General features: G+C 67.9%; 24 protein-coding genes. 10 read left to right on the top strand and 14 right to left on the bottom strand.

The window, feature by feature from the left end; translation table 11 throughout:
* Positions 1 to 82: 82 nt before the first annotated feature.
* On the top strand, positions 83 to 676 hold the full coding sequence (locus tag OU682_RS00285; protein WP_268940062.1) for a TetR/AcrR family transcriptional regulator: 594 nt from the start codon (positions 83 to 85) through the stop codon (positions 674 to 676).
* Here the strand turns inward: OU682_RS00285 and OU682_RS00280 are convergent.
* From OU682_RS00280 to OU682_RS00265, 4 genes are all read right to left on the bottom strand, one after another.
* Positions 673 to 2,073: an FAD/NAD(P)-binding protein gene (locus OU682_RS00280; protein WP_268940061.1), complete on the bottom strand. Its 1,401-nt coding sequence runs from the start codon at positions 2,071 to 2,073 to the stop codon at positions 673 to 675. The genes OU682_RS00285 and OU682_RS00280 overlap by 4 nt on opposite strands.
* Positions 2,074 to 2,088: 15 nt before the next feature.
* Complete coding sequence (locus OU682_RS00275) at positions 2,089 to 2,304, bottom strand: hypothetical protein (protein WP_268940060.1); 216 nt, start codon at positions 2,302 to 2,304, stop codon at positions 2,089 to 2,091.
* Positions 2,304 to 2,918: an RBBP9/YdeN family alpha/beta hydrolase gene (locus OU682_RS00270; protein WP_268940059.1), complete on the bottom strand. Its 615-nt coding sequence runs from the start codon at positions 2,916 to 2,918 to the stop codon at positions 2,304 to 2,306. Before OU682_RS00270 ends, OU682_RS00275 begins: the two co-directional genes overlap by 1 nt.
* 93 nt (positions 2,919 to 3,011) lie before the next feature.
* Positions 3,012 to 3,485 carry an Lrp/AsnC family transcriptional regulator gene (locus OU682_RS00265; RefSeq protein ID WP_268940058.1) on the bottom strand — a complete coding sequence of 158 codons (474 nt, stop codon included), beginning with the start codon at positions 3,483 to 3,485 and terminating at the stop codon, positions 3,012 to 3,014.
* Positions 3,486 to 3,672: 187 nt separating this feature from the next.
* Between OU682_RS00265 and OU682_RS00260 the strand changes: the two genes are divergently transcribed.
* Positions 3,673 to 4,125, top strand: a complete 453-nt coding sequence (locus tag OU682_RS00260) for an RrF2 family transcriptional regulator (protein ID WP_268940057.1) — start codon at positions 3,673 to 3,675, stop codon at positions 4,123 to 4,125.
* 25 nt (positions 4,126 to 4,150) lie between these two features.
* On the opposite strand, the gene OU682_RS00255 is transcribed toward OU682_RS00260, so the two are convergent.
* From OU682_RS00255 to msrC, 4 genes are read right to left on the bottom strand one after another with little or no spacing between them, the layout of a single operon-like run.
* Complete coding sequence (locus tag OU682_RS00255) at positions 4,151 to 4,801, bottom strand: pseudouridine synthase (RefSeq protein WP_268940056.1); 651 nt, start codon at positions 4,799 to 4,801, stop codon at positions 4,151 to 4,153.
* Positions 4,798 to 5,424, bottom strand: a complete 627-nt coding sequence (locus OU682_RS00250) for a LysE family translocator (RefSeq protein WP_268940055.1) — start codon at positions 5,422 to 5,424, stop codon at positions 4,798 to 4,800. Before OU682_RS00250 ends, OU682_RS00255 begins: the two co-directional genes overlap by 4 nt.
* Before the next feature lie 18 nt (positions 5,425 to 5,442).
* Positions 5,443 to 5,820, bottom strand: a complete 378-nt coding sequence (locus OU682_RS00245) for a GFA family protein (RefSeq protein ID WP_268940054.1) — start codon at positions 5,818 to 5,820, stop codon at positions 5,443 to 5,445.
* The gene (msrC, locus tag OU682_RS00240) at positions 5,813 to 6,265 is read right to left on the bottom strand and encodes a free L-methionine (R)-S-oxide reductase MsrC (RefSeq protein ID WP_268940053.1); all 453 of its coding nucleotides are present in this window, start codon (positions 6,263 to 6,265) and stop codon (positions 5,813 to 5,815) included. Before msrC ends, OU682_RS00245 begins: the two co-directional genes overlap by 8 nt.
* Before the next feature lie 86 nt (positions 6,266 to 6,351).
* Here msrC and OU682_RS00235 point away from each other — a divergent pair, with 86 nt between their 5' ends.
* From OU682_RS00235 to OU682_RS00215, 5 genes are read left to right on the top strand one after another with little or no spacing between them, the layout of a single operon-like run.
* Positions 6,352 to 7,686 (top strand): ATP-binding protein, encoded by a 1,335-nt coding sequence (locus tag OU682_RS00235; RefSeq protein WP_268940052.1) that lies wholly within the window; start codon positions 6,352 to 6,354, stop codon positions 7,684 to 7,686.
* A complete protein-coding gene (locus OU682_RS00230; protein WP_268940051.1) occupies positions 7,683 to 8,306 on the top strand; it encodes a response regulator in 624 nt (207 codons plus the stop codon). The genes OU682_RS00235 and OU682_RS00230 overlap by 4 nt, the downstream gene beginning before the upstream one ends.
* Position 8,307: 1 nt before the next feature.
* The gene (locus tag OU682_RS00225) at positions 8,308 to 8,820 is read left to right on the top strand and encodes a DUF2478 domain-containing protein (RefSeq protein ID WP_268940050.1); all 513 of its coding nucleotides are present in this window, start codon (positions 8,308 to 8,310) and stop codon (positions 8,818 to 8,820) included.
* Positions 8,817 to 9,092, top strand: a complete 276-nt coding sequence (locus tag OU682_RS00220; RefSeq protein ID WP_268940049.1) for a sulfurtransferase TusA family protein — start codon at positions 8,817 to 8,819, stop codon at positions 9,090 to 9,092. Before OU682_RS00225 ends, OU682_RS00220 begins: the two co-directional genes overlap by 4 nt.
* Before the next feature lie 10 nt (positions 9,093 to 9,102).
* Entirely contained in the window at positions 9,103 to 10,029 is a 927-nt protein-coding gene (locus tag OU682_RS00215; protein WP_268940048.1) for an AEC family transporter, read from the top strand.
* Between the two features lie 4 nt (positions 10,030 to 10,033).
* Here OU682_RS00215 and OU682_RS00210 read toward each other — a convergent pair whose 3' ends face one another.
* From OU682_RS00210 to OU682_RS00190, 5 genes are all read right to left on the bottom strand, one after another.
* The gene (locus tag OU682_RS00210) at positions 10,034 to 11,041 is read right to left on the bottom strand and encodes a sn-glycerol-3-phosphate import ATP-binding protein UgpC (RefSeq protein WP_268940047.1); all 1,008 of its coding nucleotides are present in this window, start codon (positions 11,039 to 11,041) and stop codon (positions 10,034 to 10,036) included.
* Position 11,042: 1 nt separating this feature from the next.
* Entirely contained in the window at positions 11,043 to 11,891 is an 849-nt protein-coding gene (gene ugpE, locus OU682_RS00205; protein ID WP_268940046.1) for a sn-glycerol-3-phosphate ABC transporter permease UgpE, read from the bottom strand.
* The gene (gene ugpA / locus OU682_RS00200) at positions 11,891 to 12,769 is read right to left on the bottom strand and encodes a sn-glycerol-3-phosphate ABC transporter permease UgpA (protein ID WP_268940045.1); all 879 of its coding nucleotides are present in this window, start codon (positions 12,767 to 12,769) and stop codon (positions 11,891 to 11,893) included. The genes ugpE and ugpA overlap by 1 nt, the downstream gene beginning before the upstream one ends.
* Positions 12,770 to 12,823: 54 nt before the next feature.
* Positions 12,824 to 14,143 carry a sn-glycerol-3-phosphate ABC transporter substrate-binding protein UgpB gene (gene ugpB, locus OU682_RS00195; RefSeq protein WP_268940044.1) on the bottom strand — a complete coding sequence of 440 codons (1,320 nt, stop codon included), beginning with the start codon at positions 14,141 to 14,143 and terminating at the stop codon, positions 12,824 to 12,826.
* A 197-nt stretch (positions 14,144 to 14,340) separates the two neighbouring features.
* Positions 14,341 to 14,499 (bottom strand): hypothetical protein, encoded by a 159-nt coding sequence (locus OU682_RS00190; protein WP_268940043.1) that lies wholly within the window; start codon positions 14,497 to 14,499, stop codon positions 14,341 to 14,343.
* Between the two features lie 164 nt (positions 14,500 to 14,663).
* Between OU682_RS00190 and yghX the strand changes: the two genes are divergently transcribed.
* A complete protein-coding gene (gene yghX / locus OU682_RS00185) occupies positions 14,664 to 15,563 on the top strand; it encodes a YghX family hydrolase (protein ID WP_268940042.1) in 900 nt (299 codons plus the stop codon).
* A 110-nt stretch (positions 15,564 to 15,673) separates the two neighbouring features.
* On the opposite strand, the gene OU682_RS00180 is transcribed toward yghX, so the two are convergent.
* Positions 15,674 to 16,381, bottom strand: coding sequence for an SHOCT domain-containing protein (locus tag OU682_RS00180; protein WP_268940041.1), 708 nt, complete (start codon positions 16,379 to 16,381; stop codon positions 15,674 to 15,676).
* Between the two features lie 108 nt (positions 16,382 to 16,489).
* On the opposite strand from OU682_RS00180, the gene OU682_RS00175 reads away from it, so the two are divergent.
* Positions 16,490 to 17,569, top strand: coding sequence for a hypothetical protein (locus OU682_RS00175; RefSeq protein WP_268940040.1), 1,080 nt, complete (start codon positions 16,490 to 16,492; stop codon positions 17,567 to 17,569).
* Positions 17,562 to 18,722, top strand: a complete 1,161-nt coding sequence (gene uvsE, locus OU682_RS00170; protein ID WP_268940039.1) for a UV DNA damage repair endonuclease UvsE — start codon at positions 17,562 to 17,564, stop codon at positions 18,720 to 18,722. Before OU682_RS00175 ends, uvsE begins: the two co-directional genes overlap by 8 nt.
* Positions 18,723 to 18,726: the final 4 nt, after the last annotated feature.

Below are 18,726 nucleotides of genomic sequence, written 5' to 3'. Positions count from 1 at the left end.
CGGGACAGCCCGCGCTCCGTATTGCACAAGGATGCATACTGTGCAATATTTGCTTTTGGTGAATATATGGGGGGATGGCGATATGGCCGGGAAATCAACGCTTCGTGATCGCCGGAGGTTGCAGACCTCGCGCGAGATCCAACGGGCAGCCCTGACCCTGTCCCTGCGGCACGGCCATGACCTGGTGACGACCGAGATGATCGCCGCCGAGGCGGGCATCAGCCAGCGCACCTTCTTCAACTATTACCTGAACAGGGATACGGCGATCGTGGGCCAGGCACCCTGCTTCGACGAGGAAACGGTGGCCTGGTTCCGCGCCTCGTCCGGGCCGCTGCTGGCCGACCTGCTGCAGGCGCTGCGGCAGTTGCTGAACAACAGCGACCTGGACCGCGGCACCTCGCAACTGATCGACCGGCTGCTGGGAACGGCGCCGGAGCTGCTGCCGATCTTCTATGGATCGCTCAGACGCCTGCGCGACCAGATCGCGGACCTGGCCGTGACCAGGGTCGGAGAGGATGCGCGATCCGACGCGGAACTGCTGGCCGAGGCGATCTCGCATGCCCTGGGCGATACCTTCCGCATCTGGGCCAATGACGACGCGATGTCGGCCGACAGCATCGTCGATGTCGCCGCCGCCAAGCTGCAGGTGCTGCGCGGCTATCTGGCGCAGGTCTAGGCGCGCGCCGAAAGCGCGATCAACTGTCGCGCCAGCTGCGCCGTCTGGTCGCGGATGTCGGGAATGGCGGTGATTTCCCAGAAGGCCGCCCGGGATGCGGGACCGATGGCGAAAATCCGCTCCCACGGCTGGCCCTGCGCATCGATGACGGCCGCGTCGGGGCTGACATCCAGGCCCAGGCGAAGCGGATCGATGCGCGCCCGGCCGTCGCGCAGCAGGCTGCCGACCACGGGCGTGGCATTCCGTTCGGGATCGCGCCGGATGCCCCGGCAATCGATGATGCGCGCGCATCCGACGCGCTGTTCGGCCCGGCTGCCGCGACATCGGATGACGGCCTGCAACTGCCCTTCGGCATCGCGCCCGGCGCCCTGGAAGCTTGCTGCCAGCAGGCGCATGCGCCCGGTCCTGATCGCGGCGCGGATCGGGGCCGCGCTTTCCGGGGGCAGGCGGTGGCGATGAACCTCCCACCACGATGCCGCATGGCGCAGGAAGCGGGCACGTTCGGCAAGGGGCAGCGCCTGCCAGATCGCGCGGATATGCGGGCGCACCCCGTCCATCGCGTCGCGCCAGGTGCCACCCGCCGCCTCGGCCCGGGCGGCCAGCGCGCGCAGCCAGGCCACCAGCCGGCTGACCGGCGCGCCCAGCGGAATATCCTCGAGCGCCACAGGCAGGGGCCGCGTTATGGCATGAACGCGCGGCAGTTGCGCACGGCGCGAAACCACCAGGATCTCGCCCCGGTGTCCCCGGCGCAGCAGGCTGAGCGCCTGATCGATCATCGACAGGCCCGACCCCACGATCACCACCCGATCGTCCCGGTCCGGCGGTTCGCCCTGTTCCCAGGACCCCTGCACCAGGCCCTGGGGGTCGGGTTCGGGCAGCGCATGGCCCGTGGCAAGGACCGCCATGTCGGCGCGGATGCCCTGGCCGTCCGACAGATGCGCGGTGACGCCCTTGGCGTCCTGCGTCAGACCCACGCAAAGATCGCGCAGGCAGCGCAGCCGACGGGGACCCTCGCCACGCGACCAGGGCTCGATCAGGCTGGCCATGTAGGCGCCATAGGTCGATCGGCTGACAAAGCTGTCGCCGGGCTGCGGGCCGAGGGGGATGCCCTGTTCGGCCAGCCAGTCGCAGAAATGGCGCGGCTGGTCGGGAAAGGCGCTCATGCTGATGGCGCGGGTGTTCAGCAGGTGGTCGGGATCGTCGGTCGAATAGGCGATGCCGCAGCCCAGCATGTGCCGCCCTTCGATGATCGTGACCTTGGCCTGCCCTTGCGAATCGCGCAAAAGGTGGGCGGCCATCAGGACGCCGCTGGCGCCGCCGCCGATGACCACGACATGGGGGCCGGCGCCCTCCGCCAGCGGGGCCAGGGGAGCCATCAGGATCGGATCAACGGTCATGGGGCCTCGCAGGGTTCAGAGCAGCGTTGCAGCCAGCAAGGACAGGGCTGACAGGTTCGCCGCGATCAGGATCGCGCGGGTGGCGCGGCTGGCGTCGTGGCAGGTCGCGGCCTCGCGTTCGGCGCGGCGCAGGTGCAGTTCGGTCTGGATGTCGAACATGTAGGGCACTCCGAAATCGATGACGGGGCTTGGATCGGGATCGACATGGCGCTGGAAGCTGCGGCTGACCATCACGTGCCTGCCAGCGGCGCGCGCCGCGACAAGGCCGCGCCGGTCTGGCCCAGCAGCCTGCGCAGGACCGAAGGGCGCTCGGTCTGTTCCAGCATCCGGTCGCGGATCACCTTGCCGCCCGGCCAGGGACCAAAGCCCGAGGCCATGTTAATATGGCCGGCATGGCCCAGGTCGATCAGGTCGGCGCCAAGCGTTTCGGCAAGATCCCGGCTGCGGTCGAAGGACATCCAGGGATCGTTGCGGCTGGCGACCAGCACCGCCGGCACGTCCAGCGCGATGTCGGGCAGCGGGCCGAAGCGGCGGATGCGCTTGCAGTCCTCGGTTCCTGCCAGCGGATCGGCGGGGGCGACAAGGATGGCGCCGCGCACCTTCAGCCCCGACCAGCGGGTCAGCATCTGGGCGATCAGCACCGATCCCAGCGAATGGCCTACCAGGATGCTGTTCGGATGCCGCAGGATCATCACGGCCAGGGCCGCTTCCCAGGCCTCTCGGACGGGACGGCGGGGATCGGGCAGATCGACGATCATCGCATTGGGATCGGTGCGGGCCCACCAGTCCTGCCAATGCGGGGCGGGCGATCCGTCGAGGCCGGGAACGATCAGGGTCTTGGACATCGTGCGATTCCTTCCTCTCTAATTCCACATAACACTACACAGATTGTCGTGATTTAGTTCCCAAAGATCCTGTGCCAAAGAGAACAACGATCTCTAGCGGTCGCGGGTATTGATGGGATAGGCGGTGGTATAGCGCAGCCGCTCCATCGCGAAATGCGAGGTCAGGTTCTTGATCGGAACGGCATCGGTCAGCCTGCGGTAGAAGTCGTCATAGGCGGCCATGTCCGGCACCGCCACGCGCAGCAGATAGTCCATTTCCCCCGCCATGCGATAGGCTTCCATGATCTCGGGGAACTTGCGGACGGCCGCCAGGAAGGCATCGCGCCATTCGGCGCCATGGTCGCTTGCCTCGACCCCCACGAAGACGGTCAAGCCCAAGCCAAGCTGGGCGGGATCGGCCAGGGCCACGCGGCCCGTCAGCACGCCCGCCGACTCCAGCTTCTGGATGCGCTTCCAGCACGGGGTTTGCGACAGGCCCACGCGATCGGCGATCTGCGCGATCGGCTGCGTCGCGTCCTCCATCAGGGCGGCGACGATCTTGCGGTCGATCAGGTCCAGGCTGTTCATTCGAAATTCCTTCGGCAGGCGTCTTGGCCTTCAGGGTGCCATAAAAACAGCAAAAGTCTAGCGTCTTTGTCGTATATCTTGCAATGGACGCATCTTGGCCTGCCCTTGCAGGAGAAAATGCCATCGAGGGCATCCCTTGCCTAAATCTCGACCTTGAGTCGGGTATTTCCTCGGCATAGTGTGGGCCATGATCACGCAAAAGATGAAATATGCGCTGAAGGCGATGCTGGTGCTGGGCGACGAGGCTGCCCAACCCGTCCCCGAGGCGCTGACCATTGAAAAGATCGCCCGCCGCTCGGACACGCCCAAGCGGTTCCTGGAACAGATCCTGCTGGAGTTGCGCAACGCCGGCATGGTCAGTTCCATCCGTGGCCGGTCGGGCGGCTATCTGCTGATCAAGCGGCCCAGCGACATTTCCATCTCGGAACTGCTGCGCCTGATCGACGGGCCGATCGCCCCCCTGCCCTGCCTGTCGCGCCGCGCCTATCAGCGCTGCGAGGACTGCCGGGACGAGGCATCCTGCCGCATCCGCAAGGTCTTTGCCGAGATTTTCTGGTCCTACCTGATCCTGATCGAATCACTGTCCCTGGAGGACATGCTGCGGTCGGCACAGGTCGCGGATCAGGTGATCGGCGCGTAGAACCCCCGCCCGCGCCGGCCCAGGCTCAAAATGGCGCGGGCTGGCTGAAGCTGACCTGCACGCCGCTGTCGGGATGGCGCAGGCGCAGGCTTTCGGCATGCAGCATCAGGCGGGGGTGATCCGCCGCGGCACCTGTCGCGTAAAGCGGGTCGCCCAGGATCGGGTGGCCGATCTCGGCCATGTGGACGCGCAACTGGTGGCTGCGCCCGGTCAGCGGGAACAGGCGCACGCGGGTTTCGTCATCGGTTGCGCGCATTACCCGCCATTCGGTCAGCGCCGGGCGGCCTTCATGGTGATCGACCTTCTGGCGCGGGCGGTTCGGCCAGTCCACGATCAGCGGCAGATCGACCTGACCGGTCTTCGGCTCCAGCCGCCCGGCAAGGCGGGCGACATAGGCCTTCTTGACGCGGCGACCCTCGAACTGCTTCGACAGGGTCCGCTGCGCGTGCGGCGTCAAGCCAAAGACCATGACGCCCGAGGTGTCCTGGTCCAACCGATGCACCAGCAGGATCGTCGGAAAGGCGCCCCGCAGCCGGTTGATCAGGCAGTCGTCCTTGCCTTCGCCCCGGCCCGGCACGGACAGCAGGCCCGAGGGCTTGGCGACCACCAGGATCTCGTGATCGGCATGAAGCACCTGCGGCGCTTCCGTCGGGGGCGCATAGGCAAAGGCGGTCATTTCGCCACCAGCCGGATCGCCAGGCCTGCGAACATCACGGCGGCGACCTTGTTGACCAGGCCAAGGCGCTGCCCGATCACATGGCCCGCATGGCCGGCGACAACGCCGTAAGCCATGGTGACCAGCGTGCCTGTAAAGGCGAAGATCAGGCCAAGGCCCAGGATCTGCTGCCACACCGGCCCCCAGGCGGGATTGGTGAACTGCGGCAGGAAGGCCAGCAGGAACAGCACCGGCTTGGGGTTCAGGGCATTCGACAGGAACCCGCGCCAGATGATGTTCCAGCGCCCGCTGCTGCCGCGCGCCGCAGGGCCCTCGGGTCCCGCCCGCCAGCTTTTCCAGGCCAGCCACAGCAGATAACCCGCGCCCGCGTACTTGATCGCCAGCAGCGTCCCGGGGTGGGAGGCGACGATGGCGCCAAGACCCAGGGTCGCCATCGTCACATGCAGCAGCACCCCGAGCCCCACGCCAAGACCCGCAAGCGCCCCCGCGCGCGGCCCGCCCTGGATGCCGCAGGCGCTGGCGAAGAACACGTCCTGGCCAGGCGCCACGTTCAGCATCAGCCCGCCCGCGACAAAGGCGGCCAGTTGCGCCGGGGGAATGGCGGTCATCGTGTCCCAGATCATGCGGGTTCTTCCCTGGTCTCAGCCCTGCGGCTCTTGCGGCAGGCCGTCGGCGATGTCGTAGTAGTCGCCCTTGTCGGCCACAAAGATATGGCCCGCCAGCCGCAGGCCCGTGGGGTTGTCCACGGCGCCCGGCGCCACGTCATGACGGGTGGCGCCCAGCTGGTGCCAGAACAGGCTGCTGCCGCATTCCGGGCAGAAGCCGCGTTCGGCCTCGGCCGAGGAGCGGAACCACTTGACCGGCCCCTCGATCGTCAGGCCGGTCGCCTCGGCTCCGGCCCAGACATGGCCCGACCAGCGGCGGCACTGGCCGCAATGGCAGGCGCGGACGGGCTCGGGTGCCCAGGTTCCCTTGAAGGTGACGGCGCCGCACAGGCAGCGCCCGGCAAAGTCAGACATCCTTGAAGACCTCCTCCAGAATGGCGGCCAGCCGGGTGGCGTCGCCTTCGGTAAAGGCGTCGGGCTGGTCGCTGTCGATGTCCAGAACGCCGATCAGCCGCCCGGACCTGCCCCGGACCGGCAGCACGATTTCCGACCGGGTCGAGCTTGCGCAGGCGATGTGGCCGGGAAATGCGTCCACGTCCGGCACAAGCTGGACCTGGCCCGTCCGCGCCGCCGCCCCGCAGACCCCGCGCGAGAACGGGATCACCAGGCAGCCATGCCCGCCCTGATAGGGGCCGATCTTCAGCAGCTCGGGCGCGGTCACGCGGTAAAAGCCGGTCCAGTCGAACCGGTCGTCGGCATGGTGGATCTCGCAGGCCAGGGTCGCCATCAGCGCGACCTCGTCGGTCTCGCCATGGGTCAGGGAGCGGATGCGGGCGTGAAGTGCGTCGTAATCGGTCATGCCCCCTTCTACGTGGCCACGGGGCCTGCGAAAAGGCGTCTTTCGCCCATTTGACGGCCCCGCGCCCGTCGGCCAATCTGCACGCCATGAACCGGCTCAGCCTGACGCAGCGCATTCTTCTGGTGATCCTGGCCGTGCAGGCGGCGCTGTTCGGCGCGCTGGCCGCCGCCAGCCTGGAAAGCGCGCGCCGCGACATCGCGACCGAGACGCGGCTGGCCGTGGAAACCGCGCGCGCCCTGGTGCTGGCCACCGTGGGCACGATGCAGGGGGCGGTGCCGCCCGACCGGATCATGCAGCTTCTGCCCGAACGGCTGGTCGTGCCGCGCCACGTGACCCTGGGCATCGTCGATGCGGTGGACGGGGTGGTGCGCCGCCCGCCCGCCCCCGTCCAGGCCCCAGCCCCGGCGCCGCGCTGGTTCGCGGCCCTGGTCGCCCCCGACCCGCTGGAAACCCGCATGCCGGTGGCGATCGAGGGGCGGCCGCGCGGCTATGTCTTCATCGCGGCCGATCCGGGGGCAGAGATCGCGCTGGCATGGCGCGACCTGTCGGCCTTCCTGGGCCTGGCGGCCCTGGCCGCGCTGGTGCAGGCAGGGCTGATCCTGCTGGCCACCCGCCATGCGCTGCGCCCGGTCGCAGTGATCGCCAGCCGGCTGGCCGACCTGCGCCGGGGGGATCTGTCGGCCCGCGTTGGCCCCGTGCCGCAGCGCGATCTGGCCGGGGTGGCCGCGGGGGTGGACGACCTGGCCCAGGCCCTGGTCCAGGCGCAGGCGGACCGCGCCCGGCTGCAGCGCCGCGTCATCACGCGGGGCGACGAGGAGCGCAAGGCCATCGCCCGCGATCTTCATGACGAGATGGGCCCCTGCCTGTTCGGCCTGCGGGTCGAGGTCGATGCCCTGCGCGAAGCCGCGACCAGCCCCGCCATCGAAGCCCATGCGACGTCCATTGCCCAGATCGCCGAGGAGATCGCCCGCGTGAACCGCGCCCTGCTGGGCGACCTGCGCCCCGCCGCCATCGGGCAGTTGCCGCTGTCTGCCGTGCTGTCGGACTATGTCGGCGATCTGGGGCGGCGTTTTCCCGATCTCGACATCGACCTGGACCTTCCGCCCGGCCTGCCCGAGCCGGACGAGGCGACCGCCCTGACCCTGTTCCGCATCCTGCAGGAAGGCACCACCAATGCCCTGCGCCACGCCGGGGCCGACCGGGTCACGGTGCGGCTGTGGACCGATCCGGCGCATTGGCGGATGGAGTTGCGCGACAATGGCCGCGGCATGGCACCCGGCGCGCGCGAGGGCACCGGCTTGACCGGGATGCGCGAAAGGATCACCCTTCTGGGCGGCGATTTGCGCTTGTCCTCGGGCGCAGGGGGAACCACCATCGCCGCCAGCCTGCCCCTGCAGCAGCCGGAAGAAGGATCGCCATGAAATCCGCGCTTGTCATCGACGACCATCCCGTCACCCATCTGGGCGCGAACCGCCTGCTGCGCGACCTGGGATACGAGCGGATCGGCCAGGCCATGTCGGGCGAGGAAGCGCTGGCCCAGCTGGCCGAGGGCGAAGCGCCCGACCTGATCGTGCTGGACATCAGCCTGCCGGGTGCGGGGGGCCTGGATCTGGTGGCGCCCCTGCGCGCGGCCGCGCCCGATGCGCGGATCCTGATCTTTTCCATGAACGACCAGACCGGTTTCGCCGCCCGCGCCCTGCAGGCGGGCGCGCAGGGGTTCCTGTCCAAGAACGCGCCCCCCGCCGATTTCCGCGAGGCGGTGCGGATGCTGGAGGAGGGCGAGTTCTACCTGTCGCCGCGCCACGCCATGGCCTTGGCGACCCTGCGGGCCGGTGCCGCCGCCGACCCCCTGGGCGCGCTGTCGGACCGCGAACGGCAGGTGCTGGCCCTGATCGGCCGGGGCATGAGCCTGCAGGCCATCGCGGACGAGCTGGATGTCAGCTACAAGACCGCCGCCAATACCTCGTCCCTGCTCAAGAAGAAGCTGGGCGTGGACGGGATCAATGGCCTGATGAAATTCGCGCTGGACAGCGGGGTATAGGATGCTGGGTTGGTTCGGGCTGGACGATGATGCCCCGCCGGGCGAGGCGGACCGGATCCTGGCGCGGCTGGCGGTCCGCCTGGCCGATTCCGGGCTGCGCGTGGCGGGCGCCGTCCAGAGCAACATCGACAAGGGCGCGGACTGCGCCTGCGACATGGATGTGATCGTGATCGGAGAGGAAGAGGCGCCGATCCGGATTTCCCAGTCGCTGGGCAGCGGCTCGACCGGCTGCCGACTGGATCCCGGCGCGCTGGAAGCGGCCGCGGCCCGCGTCACCGCCCGCATGGCCGGGGCGGAACTGCTGATCCTGCCCAAGTTCGGCCGACAGGAGGCGATCGGACGCGGCTTTCGTTCTGTGATCGCGCAGGCGGTGGCCGGCGGCATCCCGGTGCTGCTGCATGTGCCGCCCGAGCAGCGCGCCGATTTCGCCGCCTTCTGCGGGGGCATGGGCCAGCGCCTTGCGCCCGACAGCTTGGCGGACTGGTGCCTGGACCAGGTCACGGGCGTCCAGTGAACCTTGTGATCGACGCGCGCGGGCTGTTGTGCCCCCTGCCGGTCCTGCGGCTGCGCAAGGTCCTAGTGAACCAGCCCGAGGGCGCGCAGGTGCGGCTGCTTGCGACCGACGCCATGGCGGCGGTGGATGTGCCGCATTTCTGCGAGACCGCCGGCCACCTGCTGGTCGGTCAGCGCGACAGGGGCGACGGCGTGACGGAATTCACCGTCGAAAGGGGGCCTTCCGCCCCCTCGGCCGCCGGCGCGGCCTCACCCCCGGGGATATTTGAGTGAAGAAGAAGGCATGCTGGCCGTTTTCCTGAAGACGCTGCCCTTTTTCGGGCTGATCGGCCTGGGCTGGCTGGCCGCGCGGACGCGGTTCTTTCCCCACGAGGCGGCGGCCTGGCTGACGAAGTTCGTCTTCTATTTCGCGCTGTCGGCCATGCTGTTCCGGTTTGCCGCGCGCCTGGATCTGGCGGCGCTGTTCGACGGGCGCTTCGTGCTGGCCTATCTGGGCGGATCCTTCGCGGTCTGGCTGATCGGCATGGCGGCAGCCCGCGCCCGGGGGCTGCCTCTGGCCGAGGCGGCGATGGAGGCGCAGTGCTGCATGATCGGGAACACCGGCTTCCTGGGCGTGCCGATGCTGGTCGTGCTGCTGGGGGACCGTGCCATCGGGCCGGTGCTGATGGTCCTGACCATCGACATGCTGGTCTTTTCCACGCTGATCACGCTGATCATCCATGCCGGGCGCAGCGGCGGGCTGCGACTGGCCAGCCTTGCGCCCATCGGGCGCGGCATCGTCGCCAACCCGATGATCCTGTCGATGGTCGCGGGCCTGGCCTGGGCGCAGATGCGCCTGCCCCTGCCCGGCCCCTTGGACGAGTTCCTGGTCCTGCTGGGCGCCGCCGCGACCCCCGGGGCGCTGTTTGCCATCGGCGCCAGCCTTGCGGGCCGGCGGCTGCAGCGGCTGGCAGCCTCGGCCTGGCTGAGCGGCGCCAAGCTGGTGCTGCATCCCCTGGCCGTGGCCCTGGCGGCCTGGGCCCTGCGGGTCGAGCCCTTTGCCGCGGGCGTCATGATCGCCGCCGCCGCCCTGCCCGTGGCGGGCAATGTCTATATCCTGGCCCAGCATTTCGGCGTGGCGCAGCAGCGGGTGTCAGCAGCGATCCTGATCTCGACCGCGCTTGGCATCGTGACGATTCCGCTGGTGATGGTGCTGATCGGCCAGGCGTGAGGGATCAGTCGATCCGCCGCCCGTCCTCGGCCCCGAACAGGTGCAGCGCGCCCGGCCGCCAGGCAAGCTGCAGCCTGTCCGACAGCGCGGCGTCCGAGGGCATGGTCACCGTCAAGGGCTCGCCCCCCGTCCGGCCATGGACCAGCCGCTGGGCGCCCAGTTCCTCGACCGCGACCACATCCATGCCGATGGGCCCGTCGGGGGCGACGGTCAGATCCTCGGGGCGGATGCCGATGATGCCCGCATGGGCGGTGCCGGGCAGGCCGGGCACCGCGCGGGACGGGATCAGGTTCATGGCCGGGCTGCCGATGAAGCCCGCGACAAAGGTCGAGGCGGGCTTGCGATACACCTCGAGAGGGGTGCCGATCTGTTCGATCCGGCCGCCGTTCAACACCACCAGCCGGTCGGCAAGCGTCATCGCCTCGAGCTGGTCGTGGGTCACATAGATCGCGGTGGTGCGCAACCGGCGCTGCAATTCCTTGATTTCCAGCCGCATGGTGACGCGCAGCTTGGCGTCCAGGTTCGACAGGGGCTCGTCGAAAAGGAAGGCCGCCGGCTCGCGGACGATGGCGCGGCCCATGGCGACGCGCTGGCGCTGGCCGCCCGACAAGGCGCGGGGCTTGCGGTCGAGATAGGGGCCGATCTGCAGGATCTCGGCGGCCTCGGCCACGCGACGGTCGATCTCGGGCCTGGGCGTGCCGCGGTTCTTCAACCCGTAAGCCAGGTTCTGGCGCACCGACATGTGCGGATACAGCGCATAGTTCTGGAATACCATGGCGATGTCGCGGTCGGCGGGCTCGATGTCATTGACCACGCGGTCGCCGATGCGGACCGTGCCCTCGCTGATCGGTTCCAGCCCCGCGACCATGCGCAGCAGCGTGGACTTGCCGCAGCCTGACGGGCCGACCAGCACGATGAATTCGCCATCCGCGATGTCGATGGAAACGCCGGTCACGGCGCGGGTGCCGCCGGCATAGATCTTGCCGACAGTGTCGAGCGTGATTGAGGCCATCTTATTTCTCCGTCTCGACCAGGCCCTTGACGAACAGGCGCTGCATTCCGATCACCACCGCGACCGGTGGCAGCATCGCCAGCATCGCGGTCGCCATGACCAGATGCCATTGCGGCAGCCCGTCCACGGCATCGGCCATGCGCTTGATGCCCGCGACCACCGTGTAGTAATCGCTGCTGGTGGTGATCAGCAGCGGCCACAGGTACTGGTTCCAGCCATAGATGAAAAGGATCACGAACAGCGCCGCGATATTGGTGCGCGACAAGGGCAGAAGGATGTCGCGAAAGAACTTCATCGGCCCTGCGCCGTCAATACGGGCGGCCTCGGTCAGTTCGTCCGGGATGGTCAGGAAGACCTGCCGGAACAGAAAGGTCGCGGTGGCGGATGCGATCAGCGGGATCGACAGGCCCGCATAGCTGTTCAGCAGCCCCAGATCGGCCACCACCTGGAAGGTCGGCACGATCCGGACCTCGACCGGCAGCATCAGGGTGATGAAGATGCACCAGAAGGCCAGGTTGCGCAGCGGAAAGCGGAAATAGACGATGGCAAAGGCCGAGGTGATCGAGATCGCGATCTTGCCGCAGGCGATCAGCAGCGCCATGATCAGGCTGTTCAGCATCATCGTGCCGACCGGCGGCGTGCCGCTGGTGGACACGCCCGCGTCCAGCATCCGGGCGTAGTTCTCGACCAGGTGGGGGCCGGGCCAGATGGGGATGGTCCCCGACATGAAGTCGGTCGCGGTATGGGTGGATGCGACAAAGGCCACCCAGACCGGCAGGGCGACGATCGCCACGCCAAGCATCAGGGTCAGGTGCGCCAGAAGGTTCAGGCCGGGGCGGTTCTCGATCATCAATAGGCCACCTTCTTCTCGACATAGCGGAACTGGATCACCGTGAGGGCGATCACGATGCCCATCAGCACCACCGACTGCGCGGCCGAACTGCCCATGTTCTGGCCCACGAAGCCGTCGAAATAGACCTTGTAGACCAGGATGTTGGTGGCCTGCGCCGGGCCGCCCTCGGTTGTGGCGTCGATGACGGCGAAGGTGTCGAACATGGCATAGACGATGTTGACCACCAGCAGGAAGAAGGTCGTCGGCGACAGCAGCGGCAGGGTGATGTCGAAGAAGCGCTTGACCGGCCCCGCCCCGTCGATGGCCGCGGCCTCGCGCAGGCTGGCAGGGATGGATTGCAGGCCCGCGACGAAGAACAGGAAGTTGTAGCTGATCTGCTTCCAGGCGGATGCGATGACGACCAGCACCAGGGCGTCGGTCTTGGAGCTGATGTGGTTCCAGTCATAGCCCACCACGTCCAGGACATAGGGCATGATGCCGATGGTCGGGTTGAAGATGAACCACCACAGGATGCCCGCGACGGCGGGGGCCACCGCATAGGGCCAGACCAGCAGCGTGGTATAAAGGCTGGAGGAGCGGATCGTGCGGTCCACGGCCACCGCCAGCAGCAGCGAAAAGCCCATCGACAGCACCGTGACCATCACCGCAAAGACCGCCGTCACCTGCAGCGAGTTCAGGTATTCCGGGCTGTTCCACAGCGCCTTGAAGTTCGACAGGCCCACGAACTGCGTGCTGATGCCGAAGGCGTCCTGGCGCAGAAAGCTCTGCCGGACGGCCTGGGCCGCAGGCCAGAGAAAGAAGACGAAGGTTATCGCCAGTTGCGGTGCCAGCAACAGCCAGGGCAGCAACTGGTTTCTGAAAATCGTGCGCTTCATCGTCTTTCCTTCTCGGGGAACGGGGCCGCGACAAGGCGCGGCCCCGTGCCGGGATTACTGGTTCTGGGCCTGGAATTCTTCCAGCAGCGCGTTGCCGCGCCCGACCACCGAGTCCAGCGCGCCCTGCGCGTCCTTGGACCCGGACAGAAGCTGCTCGAACTCCTCGTCGATGATGCCGCGGATCTGGACATAGCTGCCGAAGCGCAGCCCCTTGGAATTCTCGGTCGGCTCGTTCAGCGTGATCTGCTGCAACGCGACCTCGGATCCGGGGTTCTTGTCGTAGAAGCCCTGCTGCTTGCCCAGGTCATAGGCAGCCTGGGTGATCGGCAGATAGCCCGAGAACTGGTGCCAGTCGGCCTGAACCTCGGGCGAGGACAGGTATTCGAAGAACTTGGCCACGCCCGCGTATTCCTCGTCCGGGCGGCCCGACAGGACCCACAGCGTCGCTCCCCCGATGATCGAGTTCTGCGGCGCGCCCTCGACATCGTCATAGTATGGCAGCATGCCGTATCCGACCTCGAAGTCCTTGGCATTGGCGACCACGCCCGCCCGGCTGGCCGAGCTTGCCATGTACATGGCGCAGTCCTGGGAATAGAACATCGGCGCCGCGTTGTCGCCGCCGACCGGGCCGCCATACTTGAAGATGCCTTCATCGGACAGGCGCTTGAGGTTTGCCCAGTGCTTGACCTGCACCGGGCCGTTCAGCGACAGGCGCGCCGAGGTGCCGCCAAAGCCGTTCTGCTCGGTCCCGATGGGCTGGTTGTGCCAGGCGGACAGGTTCTCGGTCTGGATCCAGCTGATCCACTGGGTGGTGAAGCCGCAGGTTCCCGCGCCCGAGTCCCTGATCTTCGTGCTGAACTCCTCCAGCTCGGCCCAGGTCTTGGGCGGCGTGTTCGGATCAAGGCCCGCCTTCTCGAACATGGTCTTGTTGTAATAGACGATCGGGGTCGAGCTGTTGAAGGGCAGCGACAGCATGTTGCCGTCGGTATCGGTGTAATAGCCTACCACGGCGGGCAGGAAGGAGGCCGGGTCGAAGTTGGCGCCCTGTTCCGTCATCAGCTGGTGGACGGGCACGATGGCGCCCTTGGCGGCCATCATGGTACCGGTGCCGACCTCGAAGACCTGAACGATGGCGGGCTGCTGCTGCGCGCGGAAGGCGGCGATCGCAGCGGTCATCGTTTCGGGATAGGTGCCCTTGTAGGAGGGAACGATCCGGAATTCGTCCTGGCTGTCGTTGAAGCCCTTGGTGATTTCCTCAAGCTTGGCGCCCAGTTCGCCCCCCATGGCGTGCCACCACTGGATTTCGGTCTGTGCCTGGGCAGCCGTCAGCGACGCAATCAACGCCACCGCGGATGCGGCGAAAAGTCGTTTCATGATGTTCCCCCCTTTATGGAGCTGCGGTTCGCGCCGGGCCTAGCGGGCCAAGGTGACGCGAACGCAACATTCGCATGACGGAAGGGTGACATTGTTTCGCCGGTCGGTCAACGACGCTAAGCCGCTGTCCGGCTGACTATTTTTTTGCGGCCTTGTGACGCCCGGGGTTCGGGAATGCCTTCACCCCGGGCCGCGGCTTACCCGCCGCCGATCCCCGTCGTGACCTTGCCCGTGCCGCCGCAATCGGGGCAGTCCTTGCCATCGACCCGGCCGCTTCCCTCGCATTTGCGGCAGATATTTTCGCCCGAGCCGGGTGCGCCGGGCGGCACGGCATCGGGATTTGCCTTATCACTCATCGCGACCTCCTGCATGTCTGTGGGACTGGCCCAACACCAAGGGGTGATCCCGCGTTCCCCCTGCGGGCAAGCCGGCTGGCGGGAATGTGCAAAGGATCCGCTTTGCCGGGGGTGAACCCTGCCCTAGGATTTTGCCGGCACTCCACCGCACAAGGGGATCTCGGATGACACGCCTGACCGCGAAGGACTTTCCGCAGGAACTGCTGGAACTCTACGACTTCTATGCCCATGGCCGGATCACCAAGCGCGAATTCCTGGACCGCGCCGCGACATACGCGGTCGGCGGGATGACCGCGATGGCGCTTCTGAAGACGCTGAGCCCCGATTACGCCCTGGCCCAGCAGGTCGCCTTCACAGATCCCGGCATCGTCGCCGAATACATCACCTACCCTTCCCCGGAAGGGCATGGCGAGGTGCGCGCCTATCTGGTCCGCCCCGCCCGGGACGGGGTCGCGGTCGAAACGCCCGCCGCCGGCGTCGTGGTCGTGCACGAGAACCGGGGCCTCAACCCCTATATCGAGGATGTGGCGCGCCGCGTCGCCAAGGCGGGCTATGTGGCGCTTGCGCCGGACGGGCTGACCTCGAAGGGCGGCTATCCGGGCAACGACGAAAAGGGTCGCGAGCTGCAGCGCGAGGTCGATCCCGCCAAGCTGATGAACGACTTCTTAGCCGCCATCGAGTTCCTGCTGGAAAGCCCCATGACCACCGGCAAGGTCGGCATCACCGGCTTCTGCTATGGCGGCGGCGTGTCGAACGCGGCCGCGGTCGCCTATCCCGAACTGGCGGCCGCGGTGCCCTTCTATGGCCGCCAGGCGCCGGTCGAGGATGTCCCGAAGATCAAGGCCCCGCTGCTGCTGCACTTTGCCGAGCATGACGAGAACGTCAACGCGGGCTGGCCCGCCTACGAGGCCGCGCTGAAGGAACATGGCAAGGTCTTCGAGGCCCACATCTATCCCGGCACCAACCACGGCTTCCACAACGACTCGACCCCCCGCTATGACGCGGAGGCGGCCCGGCAGGCATGGGACCGCACCCTGGCCTGGTTCGGGAAATACCTGGCCTGAGCGGCAAGGACGGGTGCCGAGCGGTCCTTTGGAACACGGCGGCAAGGATGGCGATCGCTGCACATGGCGAAGGCGATGGCCTTCGCAAATCAGCGAAGGTCCAGTGATCTCTACAGCCGGGCCAGCAGTTCCGCCTTCTTTGCATCAAATTCGGCCTGGGTCAGGATGCCGCGCGACAGCAGCGCGTGGAGTTGTTCGATCATGGCCGGGATCGACTCATCGGCCTTCACCGGCCGGGGCGCGGCATCGGCTGGGCCGGGCTGCGCATCCGGCGCGGGGGCGGCCCCCGGAAGGCCTGCCGGGGCAAGGCTGTCCAGCGACACCGGGCCATGCTGGCTTGTGAAGGACAGCGCATGGCCGGCCCCCTGCTGCTGGGACACGCCGCTGATCTGGTGTTCGCCCGTGTCATAAAGGAACATCTGCCCGCCGCGCATCACGGCCAGCCGCCTCGAGGCGGGAAAGACCGCATAGCGCATGTCGTTCTGCGCCCCGCTGGACGATGGCGCGCCAAGTTCGGACGGCCATGGGGATTCGCCGCCCCGTGCCTGTGAAGCCTGCGACACCGATCCCGCCATGTCCGCCAGGTCTTGGATCAGGCCCGCGACACGTGCCTTCAGGTTGTTGTCGAACATCTCTCCGATCATCAGCATTCCACCGGACCACTGGCCCATGCCGCCCAGTTCGGGGTGATCGAACTGCGCCTGCCGGCCCCCGCCCTGCGCCAAGGCGGCCAGCAGGGCCTCGGCCGCATCAAGGCTGAAGCCGTGCCGCCGCGCGACCTGGGCAACACGGTCGCGTCCCTCGTCGGTCAGTTTCATGTCGAACCCTCCGCTGTCACTTGCCGGGTCATGCCATGGAACGCCGGACGGGACCCAGTCTGTTCCCGTGTTTCGTGAAACCGGGAGGCCCCTGCGACGTTGGGGACCATGCCCGCACCCCTCCCCCAGAACCCTGCCCGCCAGGATCCCGCGCCCCGGTACCCTGCCGAAGTGGCCCCCGCCTTCCGGGCGGCGCTTGACCGCTTCGACCCGAACCGGCGCCCGCTGATCCTGGGTCACTTCGACGCCGACGGGCTGTCGGCCGTGGCGATCCTGGCGCGCGCCCTGGACCGCGCGGGCCGGGCCGCCGATATCCGCATCATGGGCAAGGGCGAGAACCCCTGGACACCCGCCCTGCGGCAGGACCTGGAAGCGCAGCGGCCCGGCGGGCTGGTCGTCACCGATCTTGGCGTGCGGCAGGGCGACATCCTGCCCGGCCTGCCCACGGTGCTGGTCGATCACCATGTGCCGACCGGCACGCCGGGCGATGCGGCCGTGATTTCCGGCAATGGCTGGCTGCCCGAGCCGACCTCCTCGCTGCTGGCCTGGTGGTGCGGCGGGGCGGCGGAGGACGACCTCTGGCTCGCGGCGCTTGGGCTTATCGGCGACATGGCCGTCGAAGGCTTCCCGGAACTGGCCGAGGCGCAGGCCCGATACGGCAAGACGGCGCTGCGGGATGCCGTGTCGCTGGTCAATGCGCCGCGCCGGACGGCCGGGGCCGATGCAAGCCCGGCGCTGGCGCTGCTGCTGAAATGCGCCTCGCCCAAGGACCTGCTCAGGGGCGGGCACCCCGAGACCGCGCTTCTGCACGCCGCCAAGGCCGAGGTCGCGGCGGAACTGGACGCTGCCCGGCGCAGCCCGCCGAGAATCCGCGGGAACATCGCGCTGATCCGCTTTTCATCGCCCTGCCAAGTCCACCCGCTGGTGGCGCAGGCCTGGCGCGGCAGGCTGAGGGACAAGATCGTGCTGGCCGTCAATACCGGCTATCGCCCCGGCTGGATCCACTTTGCCGCGCGCAGCGCGACCGGCACGGATCTGATCCGCTTCCTGGCCGATCACCGCCCCCCCGGCGCGGGCACGGAATACGGCAGCGGCCACGCCCAGGCCACGGGCGGCGCGCTACGTCCGGCCGACTGGAACGACTTTGCCGCCCGGATCGGATTCCCCGAGGAGACTGTGCATGACTGATAGACCGCTCCGCTTGGGCTTTCCCGTCAAGGTGATGGGACGGCCCGGCATGAAAAGCAACGACACCCGGCGCTGGCAGCAGAACCCGCATCTGAAGACCTCGCTGGAATATGTGGACGCGATCCTGGACTACCTGGTCGAGGCAGGCATCGACATGTACCGCATGTCCTCGGATCTTGCGCCCTATGCGACCCATCCCGACATGCCGCAGTTCCACGGCATGGTGGGCGAAAGCGATGCCGAACTCGCGGCGCTCGGGCGCAAGGCGCGCGGACTGGACATGCGGCTGTCCTTCCACCCCTCGCAATTCGTGCTGCTGAACAGCCCCGACCCGGCGCTGACCCGGAAAAGCATCTGGGATCTGTCCTCGCAGGCCGAGATGCTGGACCGCATGGGCATGGGCCCCGAGGCGGTGCTGGTCACCCATGTGGGCGGCGTCTACGACGACCGGGAGGAAAGCCGCGCCCGCTGGATCGAGGGCTACAACCAGTGCCCCGACCATGTCCGCCGCCGGCTGGTGCTGGAAAACGACGACATCCGCTTTTCCGCCGCCGACGTGCTGTGGATCCATGACCGCTGCGGGGTGCCGCTGATCTTCGACTACCAGCATTTCTGGTGCCTGAACCCCGAGGGGCTGGCGCTGCGCCCGACGCTGGAACGCTTTGTCCGGTCCTGGCCGGACGGCGTGCGGCCGAAGATCCACTTTTCCTCGCCCCGGACCGAGTTGCGGGAGGTCAAGCGCAAGGTGACCGACAAGGAACGCGCGGCCCTGAAATCGGCGGCTCCGGCCAAGGGTCCGCTGACCCGGGAGGTGGTGAAGTCCACGTCGCGCTTCAAGACGGTGCTGCTGCCGCCCATCTGGACGGGGCATGCGGATTTCACCAATCCCTTCGAGTTCGCAACCTTCATGCGCGAGGCCGAGGGCCTGGATTTCGACGTGATGCTGGAGGCCAAGACCAAGGACCTGTCGCTGCTGAAGCTGCGCGGGGATCTGTTCCGCTATGCCCCCGACGTGGCGGCGCGCTTTGGAGTCGATCCGTCCGATGCGGCCGACATGGCCGAGGCCGGTGAGATGCTGGACGAAGGCGTCGGGGACGATCCGGCGCCGGACGTGGACGAGGGCGACCGACTGGCCGCCTCCGCAGGGGGCTGATCCG

This window comes from Paracoccus benzoatiresistens (genome assembly GCF_026913015.1).
Taxonomy (GTDB): Bacteria; Pseudomonadota; Alphaproteobacteria; order Rhodobacterales; family Rhodobacteraceae; genus Paracoccus; species Paracoccus benzoatiresistens.
Note: the sequence above shows the minus strand (reverse complement) of the source record. Positions and strands in the feature narration are given on the sequence as shown.

What these genes read in the sequence shown, in the direction of transcription:
- OU682_RS00215 (WP_268940048.1), top strand. Translation starts at nt 9,103, where the DNA reads ATGCTGGCCGTTTTCCTGAAGACGCTGCCCTTTTTCGGGCTGATCGGC.
- OU682_RS00270 (WP_268940059.1), bottom strand. Translation starts at nt 2,918, where the DNA reads ATGTCCAAGACCCTGATCGTTCCCGGCCTCGACGGATCGCCCGCCCCG.
- OU682_RS00175 (WP_268940040.1), top strand. Translation starts at nt 16,490, where the DNA reads ATGCCCGCACCCCTCCCCCAGAACCCTGCCCGCCAGGATCCCGCGCCC.
- OU682_RS00210 (WP_268940047.1), bottom strand. Translation starts at nt 11,041, where the DNA reads ATGGCCTCAATCACGCTCGACACTGTCGGCAAGATCTATGCCGGCGGC.
- OU682_RS00245 (WP_268940054.1), bottom strand. Translation starts at nt 5,820, where the DNA reads ATGTCTGACTTTGCCGGGCGCTGCCTGTGCGGCGCCGTCACCTTCAAG.
- OU682_RS00180 (WP_268940041.1), bottom strand. Translation starts at nt 16,381, where the DNA reads ATGAAACTGACCGACGAGGGACGCGACCGTGTTGCCCAGGTCGCGCGG.
- OU682_RS00255 (WP_268940056.1), bottom strand. Translation starts at nt 4,801, where the DNA reads ATGACCGCCTTTGCCTATGCGCCCCCGACGGAAGCGCCGCAGGTGCTT.
- OU682_RS00190 (WP_268940043.1), bottom strand. Translation starts at nt 14,499, where the DNA reads ATGAGTGATAAGGCAAATCCCGATGCCGTGCCGCCCGGCGCACCCGGC.
- OU682_RS00260 (WP_268940057.1), top strand. Translation starts at nt 3,673, where the DNA reads ATGATCACGCAAAAGATGAAATATGCGCTGAAGGCGATGCTGGTGCTG.
- OU682_RS00225 (WP_268940050.1), top strand. Translation starts at nt 8,308, where the DNA reads ATGCTGGGTTGGTTCGGGCTGGACGATGATGCCCCGCCGGGCGAGGCG.
- ugpE (WP_268940046.1), bottom strand. Translation starts at nt 11,891, where the DNA reads ATGATCGAGAACCGCCCCGGCCTGAACCTTCTGGCGCACCTGACCCTG.
- uvsE (WP_268940039.1), top strand. Translation starts at nt 17,562, where the DNA reads ATGACTGATAGACCGCTCCGCTTGGGCTTTCCCGTCAAGGTGATGGGA.
- OU682_RS00265 (WP_268940058.1), bottom strand. Translation starts at nt 3,485, where the DNA reads ATGAACAGCCTGGACCTGATCGACCGCAAGATCGTCGCCGCCCTGATG.
- OU682_RS00235 (WP_268940052.1), top strand. Translation starts at nt 6,352, where the DNA reads ATGAACCGGCTCAGCCTGACGCAGCGCATTCTTCTGGTGATCCTGGCC.
- OU682_RS00280 (WP_268940061.1), bottom strand. Translation starts at nt 2,073, where the DNA reads ATGACCGTTGATCCGATCCTGATGGCTCCCCTGGCCCCGCTGGCGGAG.
- yghX (WP_268940042.1), top strand. Translation starts at nt 14,664, where the DNA reads ATGACACGCCTGACCGCGAAGGACTTTCCGCAGGAACTGCTGGAACTC.
- ugpB (WP_268940044.1), bottom strand. Translation starts at nt 14,143, where the DNA reads ATGAAACGACTTTTCGCCGCATCCGCGGTGGCGTTGATTGCGTCGCTG.
- OU682_RS00275 (WP_268940060.1), bottom strand. Translation starts at nt 2,304, where the DNA reads ATGGTCAGCCGCAGCTTCCAGCGCCATGTCGATCCCGATCCAAGCCCC.
- OU682_RS00230 (WP_268940051.1), top strand. Translation starts at nt 7,683, where the DNA reads ATGAAATCCGCGCTTGTCATCGACGACCATCCCGTCACCCATCTGGGC.
- msrC (WP_268940053.1), bottom strand. Translation starts at nt 6,265, where the DNA reads ATGACCGATTACGACGCACTTCACGCCCGCATCCGCTCCCTGACCCAT.
- OU682_RS00250 (WP_268940055.1), bottom strand. Translation starts at nt 5,424, where the DNA reads ATGATCTGGGACACGATGACCGCCATTCCCCCGGCGCAACTGGCCGCC.
- OU682_RS00285 (WP_268940062.1), top strand. Translation starts at nt 83, where the DNA reads ATGGCCGGGAAATCAACGCTTCGTGATCGCCGGAGGTTGCAGACCTCG.
- ugpA (WP_268940045.1), bottom strand. Translation starts at nt 12,769, where the DNA reads ATGAAGCGCACGATTTTCAGAAACCAGTTGCTGCCCTGGCTGTTGCTG.